Genomic DNA, 14,023 nt, shown 5'->3' with positions numbered 1-14,023 from the left:
TATTTAATTTTAACCACTGCCATTGATAATACAAAAAATTTCCGAGAATCTTAGTTGCTAGTTATGTCACCAGATGGTTGCTGTTCGGGGAACATACATTTATCAGAATCGCAACCAGAAGGGCCAGCTTCGGCTAATTCACCTAAATCATAGCGACTGAGAACTGCACAGAAATCATCTGTGATTCTTCGTGCTTTGACTTCTTGAGTTAATCGCTCGTAGGTGACTTTATCTATTGGTTCAAAGGGTAAACGTGGGAATGATTGCAAATCATCAAACCGAGCGAGAAGCGCTGCGGAAATATATCCTTCATCATTCTGAATTGCTTCGTAAATACGCTGTCCGAGAATCTCAACTTCATCAGAACGTAGTTCTAAAGTTGCAGAAGTATTGTGAGTCACATAATGCTTCTGAACTTGCATCACAAAATCTAATTGAGCTAAAACAGAGAACTTAGAAACATCAATTTGATCGGCTCCTGGTAAATCAGCCCAAGGTACAGCTACAGGGATTTCTACTAACCATTCGCTCACACGAGGATCGAAAGGATCGTTAAGTAAATGACCATTTTCATCTTTGTCAGATTGAGAAGGAATAACATTATAGCCATAGTCAATACAAGCTAAGGCTACGGGGTCATTTTTGCGGAAAGTAATCCGGCGAATAAATCTTTGGGCTTTGGGGGGATGCCAACCAGAGCTAGCACCAGTTAATAGTGCTTTAGTACCGCTAGGCTGAACAGTTGTACAGCGATTAGGGCGTTTAAGATTATGGCGATCGCAGTAATCCCAAACTACCCGATGTACAATATCTCTCCAGTAACTCAGATATTCCGCTTCTTGGCGCTTAAATGCTAATCCTTGTTCCGTAGCAGGTCTTCCCGCTTCCCACCACCGTAACCAATCAACACCAAAAGCATGAACAAAGAAATCAAATAAACCAGTGAAAGAAACCCCAACAATTGGGTCTAATTCCCGGCTTTTTTGATAGCGAGGTTCGAGGAATTGATGATTTAAAAGTGAGGCTACAGAAAGCGCCCCAGCAGTGAAAGCTTCCTCTTGTTCTTTGTAATTATTTGGGTCAAGTTGATTCAGGTGAATTTCTGACAAATTACAGTGAAAGTTACTACCAATAATTTCCATTTTTGTTAACCTAGAGGCTTTTTATCCTCTAGTTCTACAGGTTCTATATTCCCTGTAGATCCGCGTACATTTTGTACGTATGACCGTAAATAATAGAGAAATTCCTTACGACTACAGGGTTTTCCTACAACAATTTGGCAGATAGTCCTGATATCCAAAATGTTGTACTCCTCTTGAATTAAATCCCACAAAGGCTGAAACAATTCCTTCAGCTTATTGAGTTTTAAAGAATACAGTTTCTCAGAATTGTCTAATGCAAAAGTATAGGCTAGGACTTGGATACCTGAATTTGTGATTGATGTTTTGCCATGCTGTGCTTGGACTGAGCAATGCTTTGAGCAAAAACGTCTTTGAGATACTTTATGCCGTATTACCTCAAAGTTTTTTTGGCAGAACTCACAAGTTAAAGTATATCTAGGGGCAATTAGACCTGTTTTTTGCCCTTTTCGAGACTGGTGATAAGCTTTCCTTTTGGGACTATTGAGAAACTTCTCTTTAAATTCAGGATCTGCAAATCTGGCTATTGCCTGGGCACGAATTTTTGCTCTGGTTTCTTGAGTTTGATTAACACCATACATTGGGTTTTTATTCCCAAAGCTATTCATCCCTCTGACTTTAGCAAGAGATTTCCATTCCTGTTTTAAGTGTTCAAATATAAAAGGAGTTGGCTTGATGAGTTGTCTTAAGTCTTTTTCTTGCAGAATGCTAACTTTTACATTGTACTCAGACTCAAAAAGCTGAACTTTTGGCAGGTCATACTGAAAGTTGAAAGCACCCTTGATTTCAACATATTCTCCTGTCTCCAGCAGAAAATCAGGCTTATACCTAACTCCGTTGGAGAGTGAATAGGTTTTGTGTTCATATGTCCAACCAATGTTCATATAGTCTAAATATCTTGCGTAAATGTATTCAAGACTAGACCGGAGACAATGCTCACCGTAAAAACCTGAGTAGCCATAGAAAGTACTAGTCACACGTACCCCCACACTCTTGGAGAGGTTATATTCTAAAAAACAATTTTCATTGCAATCTAGTTTCACTCTCTACGCTGTACGGTGTCAACGGCTTTTTAGATCCATTGATTACCACGGGATTAGCATCTCAGCTTTCCCCGTATTTGCAGGGTTTTTTACGTGAGGCAAAACTACTTACCACACGGGTTAAGACCAAATCGAGTTAAGCGATGTTCTAGCTCATCAGCATCAAGATTTGCATAGTGTTCTTGCAGCCAATCTTTTGCTGTTCCCTGTTCGTAAGCCTTCAAGAAATCAACTTTCAATGCTGATGTTGGTAGTAAATCAATGTTAGATCTAGCTACTGCTTCACCAGCCCATTGAATCGCTCCCTCACCGCTGTAATACTGTTTGCGAACAGCATCAATAGATTCTTCTAATGTCGGCTTGCGATGAAAAACTCTTGTATGGTTTGCCATACGTAATGCATCACGCTCTGGATCTATCCGCCAGTTACCTTCGGCATCTTGCTGCCATAAATTATCTTTGGCAGTAGCACCTAGTTCATCGTCAGATCTGAACTGCCTCATGCCCGCACTTCTTCTAATATTGCCTGCAACAATTGTTACAGCAGCTTGGTCAATTAATAGACAGCACTCAACAGAATTTAATTGCCTGCCTAAAGCTTTATTCAGGATAGATGCACAATTTTGGTAAAGTATGGGCAATTTAACCGGATTAGCTACACCACCAAAGCCATTTAAGGTTTCTCCCGCTTGACGCACATCACTAATCTCAACAAATACTTGAACTTCCCCGTTAAATCTTTCATCTGTAGAAAGTTCTAATAAGGTTTGATAAGATTCAACCCAACCTTCACGGCTATCGCCGACATAGATAGTAACTTGATTGCCCTCAATAGAGATTTCTGTATACTCACGACGCAGTTGTTTGGGAGTAGCACCAATTTCGCCCTTGACTGTGACATCAAGGCGATTGCGGATTGGGGGCAGTTGATTAATATATCTAGGTTCTATGATGGCTCCAGTACCACAGCCCATCATTGCTAAATCCATCATCAACCCAAAGGCTTTCCAGTCTTGCAGGTTGGTAGAGGTGCAATTGTAAGCCCCAGAAAAGTTTTTCGGCTTGGCTATCCAATCGGTACCACCAACCCATAACCAGCGCCCACTGGGAAGGGCTTTCATATTACGCTGCATCTTGTCTAAAATAGCAGCTTCTTCCTGGCTGAGTTTCCCCAATTCTACTAAGCCTTTGATGGTGCGATCGCATACTTCATCCCAAGTTTCTCTTAAACCCGCCGGACTGCGGCGGCTATAGGTTCTGAAAAACACAGGATTAGCTGCGGGGGCAGTTTCTGGAAACTTTGCACTCTGGCGTTTTCTTTCAAGCTCTCGAACCATAAATCCAGTCTTGTTGCGTGCTAACAGATTAAGACTATAGACCAAGTAAATTTAGGATGAAAGATTGTCAAAAATGACAACTTGCGCTTGCTTCACAAGAGTACAAAGTGCAACATCCGTCGATAATGTATAATATTGTCTTTCTTGCCACAAAATGTCTCTTGCTCCCTGGCGAAGTGTTCATCCAGAGTGGTAATGAAAAAAATAGCGGTTTGCGAGTAAGTGCATTACACCGCTATATGGCTTGATAAAAGACACACAGGATTAAATTTAGCGATTATCCTACTTTCTAAGTTCGGGACGTAGTTCTTTGAGATTTTGTCTCAGATGCTCCAGTTTTTGACTGGATTCTTTTGTAATTTGAGTACAAAATTTTGTTGAAATTAACCCTATTGCAGTTGTGACGCTTCCCTCGCTTGCTCTACCAGAAATTAGAAGAAATGCGCCAATTAAACTCATACCAACGGAAGCATAAATTGCTACCAAACTGAGGTTAAATGTTTGTCGTGCTTGGCGTAGATGTTCTTTTGACACATCTAATACTATTTTCAAGTATGGATCGTCATTAACTGCGGGGGCAGTTTCTGGAAACTTTGCACTCTGGCGTTTTCTTTCAAGCTCTCGAACCATAAATCCAGTCTTGTTGCGTGCTAACAGATTAAGACTATAGACCAAGTAAATTTAGGATGAAAGATTGTCAAAAATGATAACTTAGGCTTGCTTCACAAGAGTACAAAATGCAACATCCAGCGATAATGTATAATATTGTCTTTCTTGCCACAAAATGTCTCTTGCTCCCTGGCGAAGTGCGATCGCTCACGCCCTCCATCAAAATCGCAGTCTGGCTTATGCCCGTTACGTGCAACTAGCAACAGTAAGGGCAAATGGTATACCTGCCAATCGAACTATAGTTTTTCGTGGCTTTTTAGCAGATACCAACCAGCTAAAATTTATTACTGATTCCCGCAGTGAAAAAGCTGAACAGATACAGCAACAACCTTGGGCAGAAGTTTGCTGGTACTTCCCCAATTCCAGAGAGCAATTTAGGATTACTGGTAGCTTAACCTTAGTCGCAAGCGATAATTCTCAACCAGAATTAGCATCAGCACGCATTTCTACTTGGCGAGAATTAAGCGACGCAGCGCGGATACAATTTGCTTGGCCTCATCCCAGTAAAGCGAGAAATAAAGATGAACAAGCTGCTTATTCTCCTCCCCCACCAGATCCCAGTCAGCCATTACCCAATTTTTGCTTACTCCTACTAGACCCTACACAAGTAGATCATTTAAAGTTACGTGGTGAACCTCAAAATCGCTGGTTGTACCACCGCAATGACCAGCAGGAATGGTCTAGTGAAGAAATTAATCCGTGATTAGAGAGATGAGGAAAGGAGATAATTTACTGTTGACGGTTGACGGTTGACGGTTGACTGTCGCTAAATACCAGCACCATCTAAAAACTGCTGAATAGCTTTATCTCTGAGGTTGCACCAAGCGGTTTCTTTTACTGTTTCTTTGACTGGTTCTTCCTCATTTACAGCTATATTACCTGCCAAAACAGGAGTTGGTTCAGATACATGGCTGGGCTGAAGGCGTTGTATTTGTTCTTCCAGTGCTTCAATTCGGTCTACTAAAGCGCGAATTACTTCAGCTTCTGAATCTGGTAGGTTATTGTGTTCTAGCGGTGCTACTCTGACTCCAGAACGATAGATAATCCGACCAGGTATACCAACGACTGTGCAATTAGAAGGAACATCCCGCAAGACAACCGATCCTGCACCAATGCGGACATTATTTCCTATTTGCAGATTACCTAATACTTTTGCGCCAGCACCAACCACTACATTTTCACCCAAGGTAGGATGGCGTTTACCGCTTTCTTTACCAGTACCCCCAAGGGTGACACCTTGATAAATTAGGGCATAGTCTCCCACGATCGCAGTTTCACCAATAACCACGCCCATACCGTGGTCTATAAATACTCCTCGTCCAATGACTGCACCAGGATGGATTTCAATTCCCGTAAAAAATCGCGCAATATGAGATATTAAACGAGGAATAAAAGGAATACCAATTGCATACAACCAGTGAGCCAATCGATGAAATAACAAGGCTTGCAAACCTGGGTAGCAGAATAATACTTCCAACCAGTTGCGGGCGGCGGGGTCGCGTTCAAAGATAATGCGAAAGTCGGTACGCAGTGTAGATAGCACGAGATAGTACCCTCGGAAAGCAAAATAAGCTACTTTCCCATATTATCGTTCGATGTGTTCTTCATCACAAAGTTGAGATTTGGGCATTGGGCATTGGGCAAAGACGCGATGAATCGCGTCTCTACAAGAGTCATTTGTCTTCCTTGTCCCCCTTGTCTCCCTTGTCTTCCTTGTCCTCCCTTCATGGCTGCTGCACTGTTAAGGTGTAATTATGCCTAGCTCCCGAATCAAATGTGCCTACCCACAGTTCATAGGTTCCTTTTTTGAAGTTGCGATCGTCAATGCTAGCGTCTTTACTCTTGCCAGTATCATCACCACAGCGAATCGTTTGATCGTCTGGGCCTTTGAGGAGTAATGTAGTATCTTTGCCGCCAGTGTTAACTAAGATTTTGAGGCGAGGAAAGTCTTTTTCTAAAATTAGTATGTGATCTGGTTTAGGATCGGCAAAGCCAATGCAGGCTTTTTTATCGCGATCGCGGTTACTAATCGCAGACAGGGAAAAAGAACCACCCGTGTAACCTTCAACAACTCCTTTGGCTGGGTCAAATCCTGGAGAAAGCTTGATTGTGCCAAAGTTTGCTGGCTCTGCTATTACAGGTTGAGTCATAATAGCGGTAAATATAGCTAATAACCAGCTATATTGAGGCTGAAACCGGAGGCGACGAGATTTCATAGTAGCCTGCCAAAAATTAATTTTATAAGTAACTATATATACATATTGTAATCAGAAAACCGTAATATTGACCAACCTGTGACACCTTCAAATGTGCCACAATTTAGGGCTGAAAAATTAGAAGATGTGGGGTTAGGGGCTAGGGACTGTTTTCAAACCCTAAATTAGACTTCAGTGTAGGTTGGGTTGAGGAACGAAACCCAACATTTATGTCACTTCGTTGGGTTGCTTCCACCTTCAGTAACCTACTTTTGTAGTTTGAAAACACGCCCTAGCCCAATTACTAAGATTGTAATTTAAAGAAAACCCCACCTTTGAGCAATCCTGTATCACTACCGTAACTACTAACTGTGAGCGATCGCAATTTTTCAAAGAAGGGCTTACCTAATACTTCTACTAGTTTCAAAATCGGTAGTTGACGTTCTACAAGATATTTACTTTTCTTCCAGTCAAGATATACATAACCTTGATTTGGTTGGGGTATCGCCGCAATACTATCTTGAAAATTCCGATTTTTAACTAAAGAATTATCTTTAGCTGTGAGAATTTCTGCCATTGTTTCTAAATCGGAAGCAAAAATTTCGTAATTTCCTACAGTTGTATGTACTCCCTGCACTTTGGTATCTACACTGTAAGCGGGGCGGTTTTTATCGTCAGGTTTTTTGCTAGCGGCGATTAATTCTGTCCAAGCTGAGACTTTTTGATTATTTAGATTGAGGGAATTAGTATTTAATCCTTTGCTGGAAGCGATCGCATCTAACCGCGCAATCCCGTCTGCTACTTCTGGGGTATTTTCCACAACAAATACCCAACTTTGCAGGTTTTTATCGGTTTGGGGTAAGAGTGCGATCGCATATTCTCCTTTTACCCAACTAAAAATATCTTCACCTAAGTTAATATCCCAACGATTTTGCAGTTCGCTAAATGGTTTGGCTGTTGGGGAATTAGCACTCTTAGCAGAACTATATATAGTCGCTGTTGCTTCTTTCCAAAGTTTAGCTAAATCTGTTTCGCCCAAATTGCTCAAATTAGCGCCAGCAATTGCTAATCCTGCTGATTGGGGAATATATTGCAATGCTTGTATAGGTTGAGAAAGTACAGGCGCTGGTGCAGAAGAAGTATTTGCTGATGCACTCAAAAAGCTGGTTTCTGCTAGTAAGCCTTGAGAGTTTAAAACTAAAGAAACAATTTCGCTATCATAGACTGCTTCTTGCAATTCTAAGCCTTGCCATTTGACTAACTTGGGGAGATTAACAAAGGCTAAAGCTAAGGTTCCTGTGGGTAATTGTTGGGTAGCTTTTTGATATTGCACCAAGCTGCTTAAATTGAGATCGGGAGCTTGGACATTATTAATCGCATCTTTGAGAACTTTGAGTTCGTTAGCAAATAAAATAAAGCGATCGCCTACTGCTGCACCAGCTAAAAAATCTTGCTTTGGTGGTGGATTATCATACAGTAGCTTGACTCCTTCATATTCTTCTGTACCTAAGTTTCCCCCAGCTAATACCCGTTTAGAAAATAGCAATTCTAAAAATTCGCGGCTTTTTTCTGGTTGTGTGGTTGCTAGCGCCATCAAATAGCCAATTTGCTGTCCATTTTCGGGATCGCGATCGATATCTAAACTAGTTACAGCTACAGTAATTTCCTTACCTAGCCAAGGTTGAATATCTTCTTGGTAATTTAAATTACTCTTAGTTAATAAATTAGTTTTCAGCTTAGATAATTCACCATCTTTATCTAAAGCCTGTAATTGTTCGGGGTTTACTAGTAAAGATACTGTTACTGGCGAAAATTTTGATACAAATATGCTGGCTTCTGGCTGGGAAGGAGTCGCAGCCGTAATAGTCACTGGACTTTTGACAGATAACCAGTAAAAGCCAACAATCACAAGTGCCAAAATTGCGATCGCACCAGCTACTAAAAAACCAAATAATGAATTTTGTCTGTTCACCATACCTCCTCACCTCCACAGCCCTTAATTTCTAAGCATAGAGAAGAAGGGGCAGGAGATTTGCATTGCCTGCCAAATATTTGATAATGCATATATCTAGTAATTTATCTAGTAATCGATGCTGATGCGAGTATCAACATCTTCTGCCAACATAAATGATATCGGATTGTTTACAAAAACCTCATGACAGGAAACGCAATTACCCAAATTACTGTTGAAGAACTGGCACAACGTCTAGCTGCTGGGGATGCTACTATTCAGCTTGTAGATGTGCGCGAACCCCAAGAACTAGCGATCGCCAGTATTGAGGGCTTTGTCAACTTCCCTCTGAGTGAATTTGCTGAATGGGGAGATCAAGTACCAACGCTTTTAAATCCTCATGCTGAAACCTTAGTACTTTGCCATCATGGTATGCGTTCGGCTCAAATGTGTCAGTGGTTAATGGCACAAGGTTTTACCAACGTTAAGAACATCTCAGGCGGAATTGATGCTTATTCCAATTTAGTTGACTCTTCAGTTCCTCAGTATTAATTTAAAAAATTTGTACTATATATTGCCAATTTAGTACTGATAGTATTGTCTAGCAAATAACCTGATTTTCGCCTTGTAGTAATACTGGCGAATTTTTATATCATGAGTTATCTATAGATGATTCTCATACGCTTATATCTCTCGATAGCAAAAAAATCCGTAAGTGGAAATACATTTTTTCCGCAAAGCTTATGAAAAAATACGGTTAATCAACTAAATATTTTTTTGAGACAAGCACCTTTAATGGTGATAGTCAAGCTGTATAACACAACAGACCCATAATCCGCCAACATGGAACTTTACGGTAATTAACTGGTTTATAATTCAATAATTAGATATATTAGTTAAATATTAATATTTTTTTACTTTTTTCGTAAAAAATAACAAATTTTTCCAAACTTTCATTAAAATTTGCCTTCAGTAAAGAATACCCTATGCAAGTCCAGTTGACAAATCGACAACAGCATATACTTTGGGCAACAGTACGTCACTACATTGCTACCGCAGAACCTGTTGGATCGAAAGCTTTAATTGAAGAATACGATCTCGGTGTGAGTTCAGCCACAATTCGCAATGTAATGGGTGTCCTCGAAAAATCTGGTTTACTGTACCAACCACACACATCTGCTGGACGAGTACCTTCTGATTCTGGCTATCGCATTTATGTTGATCGCTTAATTACACCTTCAGAAACTCTAGCCAAAGAGGTAGAACTAGCCCTACAAAATCGCCTCCACTGGGAAGATTGGAGTTTAGAAGCGCTATTACAAGGTGCAGCACAGATATTAGCTACCTTAAGTGGGTGTATTAGCTTGATTACCATGCCCCAAACCAATACAGCATTGTTAAGACATTTGCAATTAGTGCAAATTGAAACTGGGCGGATCATGCTGATTGTCGTCACCGATAATTATGAAACCCATTCACGCTTGATGGATTTGTCACCGACGCGAGAAGAAACAAAACTCGATCCGGAAGTAATAGATCGGGAATTGCAAATAGTCTCTAACTTCTTAAATACGCATTTGCGGGGACAGAGCTTACTAGAATTAGGTAATCTGGATTGGAGTCAATTAAATCAAGAATTCCAACGCTATGGCGAATTCTTGAAAAATTCCGTCGCTGAATTAAGCCGCAAAAAGTCAGCACCAACTGCGACAAACATCATGGTGCGTGGAGTCGCCGAAGTTTTGCGTCAGCCAGAATTTTCCCAACTCCAGCAAGTACAAACAATTATCCATCTGTTGGAAGAAGAACAAGAGCAGCTAGGGCGATTAATTTTTGAAGAACCAGAGGTTGAAGATCACAGTAAACCCAGGGTAACTGTGCGGATTGGCACAGAAAATCCCCTAGAACCAATGCGTACATGTACCTTAATTACTTCTACCTATCGCCGAGGTTCTGTCCCCGTAGGCAGTGTAGGAGTTTTAGGCCCAACTAGACTAGATTATGAAGGTGCGATCGCGGTTGTCACTGCGGCTGCTGATTACCTTTCGGAAGCCTTCAGTTAATCAAAGTAAATCATGGTGAAAAAAATCAGCTTTGGGTTGTTGTGGCTGGGATTTATTGCTTACGCTTTCCTCCTCGCGCCTCCCGATGCTCCTAATACATTGGAGTTAATTAAAAACCTGAGTACAGGTCAATGGCAAGGTATTAATCCTTTCATCATTGCACTATTTAATATTATGGGTATTTGGCCTGTAATTTATAGTGCAGTTTTATTTATTGATGGTAGAGGACAAAAAATCCCCGCTTGGCCTTTTGCTAGTGCTTCTTTTGCAGTTGGTGCTTTTGCACTTTTACCATACTTAGCCCTGAGAAATTCAAATCCACAATTTGCGGGTAAAAAGAACGCTTTCATTAAAGCTTTAGATTCTCGCGTCACTGGAATTATACTTACCATAGCTGCGGCTATTTTAGTCGCTTATGGTTTAATAGCAGGAAATTGGGGAGATTTTGTCCAACAATGGCAAAATAGCCGCTTTATTCATGTAATGAGCCTAGATTTCTGCCTACTTAGCTTATTATTTCCGGCATTATTAGGAGATGATATGGCGCGTCGCGGTTGGAAAAATGACTCAATTTGGTTAATCGGTTTTATACCATTGTTCGGCCCGCTATTCTATCTTTGTGTGCGTCCACCTCTACCAGAAGTAGGGGTAGATAAAATATCTCCTCAGCAGCAACCAACGATCTAAAGCTATCAAAAGAAAGCGCTGAAGTCCTTACTACAGAAAACTACAAAATACTTTCAACTCATGAAGCGATCGCCTTTTTTAGCTATGGTTATGTAGCTTTAGGCTAATTACCTAACTGGAGTGCCTAATTAAGCTACTCTGTCCTGTGAATACAAATACTGCTGAAACCCGATAAAGACTTCACTAATATTCGCAACGCTTCCTAGCTCTTCCACAGCATCACGAACGGTATGATATTTCAACTCTAACAGTTGAGGTAATTTAGTGCGATCGAGTTCTCCCACCCCGGCTTTGATGTATTGTTCCAGCACAAAGTCGAGAAATTCTTGCTGTTTGCCAATATAACGAGAGAAAATCAATGATTTGTGAGCAAGAACGCGCTCTCGGCGGCTAATTGGTGGAAAGGCATAGGCGATATAAGCCAACACATCATATAAATCGCTTTTCTCGGCATCAATTATGCGGCTAATTTCTGTAAGTTGTTCCTCTCCGTAGCCCTTCTCTGCCATTCCTTCTAATAAAGCTCTACGGGTGTCAGGGCGGCTCCAAATTGCTCTTAATTCGTCTTCATTTCTGAATAGTTCAGGAATTTCACCAAAGAGACGTTCTACAAATTCTGTAGCGCTCATAGGTTTGCCGTCTGGACTCCAGAAACTGGTAGATATCCGGTGCTGGAGGGTGCGTTCTTTACCATCAGCGAGTTTGATTTTGATGGTTTTGGGGCGGGAATCTTCTGTAGTTTCGTTTCTATTGTGGCTTCTATCTTTGCTACTATCTGCTGTGGAGGTATTGTATTTACCTGATTGCTCCCCACCTCTGGCAATTTTGACGAGAACAGGTTCTTGGGGTTCGCCGTCCCATTCAGGATCGTCGAAGCGTTCGTAGGCTTTGACGAAATCATAAATGGTGAAGTAGTCCTTTCCTTCAAATAGGCGAGTACCGCGACCAATAATTTGCTTAAATTCAATCATCGTGTTGATGGGGCGCATCAGCACGATGTTACGAACATTCCGAGCATCAACGCCAGTGGAAAGCTTGTGGGAGGTGGTGAGAATGGTAGGAATATTCTTCTCATTGTCTTGAAAGTTGCTGAGGTGCTGTTCGCCGAGTTTCCCATCATCGGCGGTGACGCGGACACAGTAATTAGGGTTACTGCTAATCTTCATTTGGTTGATCAAATCCCGCACAGCTAGAGCATGGGGTTGGTTGGCGCAAAACACCAGAGTTTTTTGATTCTGGTCAATTTCTTCCATGAACAGTTGCACCCGGTAACGCTCACGCTCGGCAATTTCGATGATGCGGTTGAAGTCGTCTTCAGTGTAGGTTCTGGCTTCGTCTATAGCACCCTCAAGCAGTTCATCTTCACTGCTGTAAATATACTCATCTAGGGTAGTTTCAATTTGCCTGACTTTAAAGGGAGTCAGAAACCCGTCGTTTATGCCGTCTTTGAGGGCGTAGGTATAAACTGGCTCACCAAAGTAGGCGTAGGTGTCTGCGTTGTTTTTGCGTTTAGGAGTAGCAGTGAGTCCCAGTTGTACTGCTGGGGAAAAGTATTCTAAAATACCCCGCCATGTGCTTTCGTCACTGGCTCCGCCTCGGTGACATTCATCAATGATGATAAAGTCAAAGAAGTCGGGGGGATAGTCGCTGAATTTGGGCGTAGAATTGCCAGCGTCGTCCCGTCCGGTCATAAATGTCTGGAAAATGGTAAAAAAGATACTACCATTTTTGGGTACTCGACCCCGTTTTTTGATGGCTTCGGGGTCAATGCGGACTAGAGCATCGTCAGGGAACGCAGAGAAAGAGTTATAAGCTTGATTGGCTAAGATATTGCGATCGCTTAAAAACAAAATTCGCGGACGACGGGCGGTCACTGAGCCTTGCCGAAGTGTGGGTTTTCTGCTAAGATTCCAACGGCTTTGAAAGAGTTTCCAGGCGAGTTGAAAGGCGATGAATGTTTTACCTGTGCCTGTTGCCATCGTTAACAAAATCCGGTCTTGTCCTTGGCAGATTGCTTCTAGGACGTGCTTAATGGCATTGTGTTGATAATAACGGGCTTCCCATGTGCCGCTTTTGTCTTCAAAGGGGATGGCAGCAAAGCGATCGCGCCACACTTCGACTTCGCTCAGTGTTCCAGTAAATGTAGCTTTCCACAGTTCTTCAGGGGTGGAATATTGCTTGATGTAGCCTTCTATCCCTGTGTGCATATCTACTTGGTAGATACCGATGCCATTTGTAGAGTAGGCGAATCGAGTCTGCAATTTTTCGGCGTATTTTTTGGCTTGTCCTAAACCTTCGGTATCTGGTAAGTCGCGTTTTTTCGCTTCGATGACGGCGAGTTTTTCACCACGATATACCAGCACATAATCAGCGATGTCTGATTGAGCGCGTTTACCGTTGCCAATTAAACGACCAGGGGCAATAACTTCGCGGCGGATGCGACTACCTTCAATAACTCCCCAGCCTGCGGCTTTGAGTGCGGGGTCAATTAGTTCGGCACGGGTTTCGGCTTCGTTCATGGGAGAGTTAACAGTTGATGGTAGTTCAAAAATTTAATTTGTAGTGTTAGGAGTCGTGTAAAAATAAGTTGAACAATTTAATATTTGTAGTGCGGGCAGCGTTCGACTGAGCGCTCACGCCGAAGTCTTGCCCGCGCGAGCAAGATGCTCGCACTACTTATTTTTACTTGATGCCTTAGTCTGGGGTATCTTCTATTTGAGTTTCTTTTTCATATTGTGCGATTGCTTCTTCAATGATTTCATTATTAACATCAGAAATATCGGATTTAGAATAAATAGTAGCAAGTATGATTGCTTCAGCAGTTTTCAGATAATAAATCCCACATTCCGCACCCTAACTGTCACAAAGGGGTTATTACTGAGTACTGCTTCTAAAATGAGATTAAAATAATACTTTATTGTTGATGTAGCCAGATTATT

Annotated in this window: 11 protein-coding genes and 2 pseudogenes; 4 read left to right on the top strand and 9 right to left on the bottom strand. The window is 41.6% G+C overall.

Annotated elements, in window-relative coordinates; genetic code table 11:
- Positions 1–50: 50 nt before the first annotated feature.
- From nrdJ to AACW45_RS07315, 4 genes and pseudogenes are all read right to left on the bottom strand, one after another.
- Positions 51–1,139: pseudogene (gene nrdJ / locus AACW45_RS07330) on the bottom strand (ribonucleoside-triphosphate reductase, adenosylcobalamin-dependent); the annotation flags it as partial.
- Positions 1,140–1,147: 8 nt separating this feature from the next.
- Entirely contained in the window at positions 1,148–2,023 is an 876-nt protein-coding gene (locus AACW45_RS07325) for an NUMOD3 domain-containing DNA-binding protein (protein ID WP_190632415.1), read from the bottom strand.
- A gap of 266 nt (positions 2,024–2,289) precedes the next feature.
- Positions 2,290–3,519 (bottom strand): annotated as a pseudogene (locus AACW45_RS07320) (ribonucleoside-triphosphate reductase, adenosylcobalamin-dependent); the annotation flags it as partial.
- 282 nt (positions 3,520–3,801) lie between these two features.
- Positions 3,802–4,149, bottom strand: coding sequence for a TRADD-N-associated membrane domain-containing protein (locus AACW45_RS07315; protein WP_190632414.1), 348 nt, complete (start codon positions 4,147–4,149; stop codon positions 3,802–3,804).
- Positions 4,150–4,303: 154 nt separating this feature from the next.
- Here AACW45_RS07315 and AACW45_RS07310 point away from each other — a divergent pair, with 154 nt between their 5' ends.
- Positions 4,304–4,891 carry an Npun_F5749 family FMN-dependent PPOX-type flavoprotein gene (locus AACW45_RS07310; protein WP_190632413.1) on the top strand — a complete coding sequence of 196 codons (588 nt, stop codon included), beginning with the start codon at positions 4,304–4,306 and terminating at the stop codon, positions 4,889–4,891.
- A 63-nt stretch (positions 4,892–4,954) separates the two neighbouring features.
- Here AACW45_RS07310 and cysE read toward each other — a convergent pair whose 3' ends face one another.
- The 4 genes from cysE to AACW45_RS07290 all read right to left on the bottom strand — a co-directional run bounded on the left by cysE (position 4,955) and on the right by AACW45_RS07290 (position 8,358).
- The gene (gene cysE / locus AACW45_RS07305) at positions 4,955–5,731 is read right to left on the bottom strand and encodes a serine O-acetyltransferase (protein ID WP_190632412.1); all 777 of its coding nucleotides are present in this window, start codon (positions 5,729–5,731) and stop codon (positions 4,955–4,957) included.
- 29 nt (positions 5,732–5,760) lie between these two features.
- Complete coding sequence (locus AACW45_RS07300; RefSeq protein WP_190632411.1) at positions 5,761–5,916, bottom strand: hypothetical protein; 156 nt, start codon at positions 5,914–5,916, stop codon at positions 5,761–5,763.
- Complete coding sequence (locus AACW45_RS07295) at positions 5,913–6,404, bottom strand: hypothetical protein (RefSeq protein WP_096644836.1); 492 nt, start codon at positions 6,402–6,404, stop codon at positions 5,913–5,915. Before AACW45_RS07295 ends, AACW45_RS07300 begins: the two co-directional genes overlap by 4 nt.
- Before the next feature lie 283 nt (positions 6,405–6,687).
- Entirely contained in the window at positions 6,688–8,358 is a 1,671-nt protein-coding gene (locus tag AACW45_RS07290) for a DUF3352 domain-containing protein (protein ID WP_199331082.1), read from the bottom strand.
- Between the two features lie 180 nt (positions 8,359–8,538).
- On the opposite strand from AACW45_RS07290, the gene AACW45_RS07285 reads away from it, so the two are divergent.
- From AACW45_RS07285 to AACW45_RS07275, 3 genes are all read left to right on the top strand, one after another.
- The gene (locus tag AACW45_RS07285) at positions 8,539–8,886 is read left to right on the top strand and encodes a rhodanese-like domain-containing protein (protein WP_190632410.1); all 348 of its coding nucleotides are present in this window, start codon (positions 8,539–8,541) and stop codon (positions 8,884–8,886) included.
- Positions 8,887–9,320: 434 nt separating this feature from the next.
- Positions 9,321–10,397 carry a heat-inducible transcriptional repressor HrcA gene (gene hrcA, locus AACW45_RS07280; protein WP_190632409.1) on the top strand — a complete coding sequence of 359 codons (1,077 nt, stop codon included), beginning with the start codon at positions 9,321–9,323 and terminating at the stop codon, positions 10,395–10,397.
- Positions 10,398–10,409: 12 nt separating this feature from the next.
- The gene (locus tag AACW45_RS07275; protein ID WP_190632408.1) at positions 10,410–11,084 is read left to right on the top strand and encodes a DUF2834 domain-containing protein; all 675 of its coding nucleotides are present in this window, start codon (positions 10,410–10,412) and stop codon (positions 11,082–11,084) included.
- 128 nt (positions 11,085–11,212) lie between these two features.
- On the opposite strand, the gene hsdR is transcribed toward AACW45_RS07275, so the two are convergent.
- Positions 11,213–13,603, bottom strand: coding sequence for an EcoAI/FtnUII family type I restriction enzme subunit R (gene hsdR, locus AACW45_RS07270; RefSeq protein WP_190632407.1), 2,391 nt, complete (start codon positions 13,601–13,603; stop codon positions 11,213–11,215).
- Positions 13,604–14,023: the final 420 nt, after the last annotated feature.

The sequence above is a fragment of the Calothrix sp. FACHB-168 genome, assembly GCF_963889195.1.
Classification (GTDB): Bacteria; Cyanobacteriota; Cyanobacteriia; order Cyanobacteriales; family Nostocaceae; genus Aulosira; species Aulosira anomala_A.
This window is presented reverse-complemented; position numbering and strand designations above follow the sequence as displayed.

Excerpts from the sequence above, each read along its gene's own strand:
- AACW45_RS07325 (WP_190632415.1), bottom strand. The coding sequence starts at position 2,023 with ATGAACATTGGTTGGACATATGAACACAAAACCTATTCACTCTCCAAC.
- AACW45_RS07315 (WP_190632414.1), bottom strand. The coding sequence starts at position 4,149 with ATGGTTCGAGAGCTTGAAAGAAAACGCCAGAGTGCAAAGTTTCCAGAA.
- AACW45_RS07310 (WP_190632413.1), top strand. The coding sequence starts at position 4,304 with ATGTCTCTTGCTCCCTGGCGAAGTGCGATCGCTCACGCCCTCCATCAA.
- AACW45_RS07300 (WP_190632411.1), bottom strand. The coding sequence starts at position 5,916 with ATGAAGGGAGGACAAGGAAGACAAGGGAGACAAGGGGGACAAGGAAGA.
- AACW45_RS07295 (WP_096644836.1), bottom strand. The coding sequence starts at position 6,404 with ATGAAATCTCGTCGCCTCCGGTTTCAGCCTCAATATAGCTGGTTATTA.
- AACW45_RS07290 (WP_199331082.1), bottom strand. The coding sequence starts at position 8,358 with ATGGTGAACAGACAAAATTCATTATTTGGTTTTTTAGTAGCTGGTGCG.
- AACW45_RS07285 (WP_190632410.1), top strand. The coding sequence starts at position 8,539 with ATGACAGGAAACGCAATTACCCAAATTACTGTTGAAGAACTGGCACAA.
- hrcA (WP_190632409.1), top strand. The coding sequence starts at position 9,321 with ATGCAAGTCCAGTTGACAAATCGACAACAGCATATACTTTGGGCAACA.
- AACW45_RS07275 (WP_190632408.1), top strand. The coding sequence starts at position 10,410 with ATGGTGAAAAAAATCAGCTTTGGGTTGTTGTGGCTGGGATTTATTGCT.
- hsdR (WP_190632407.1), bottom strand. The coding sequence starts at position 13,603 with ATGAACGAAGCCGAAACCCGTGCCGAACTAATTGACCCCGCACTCAAA.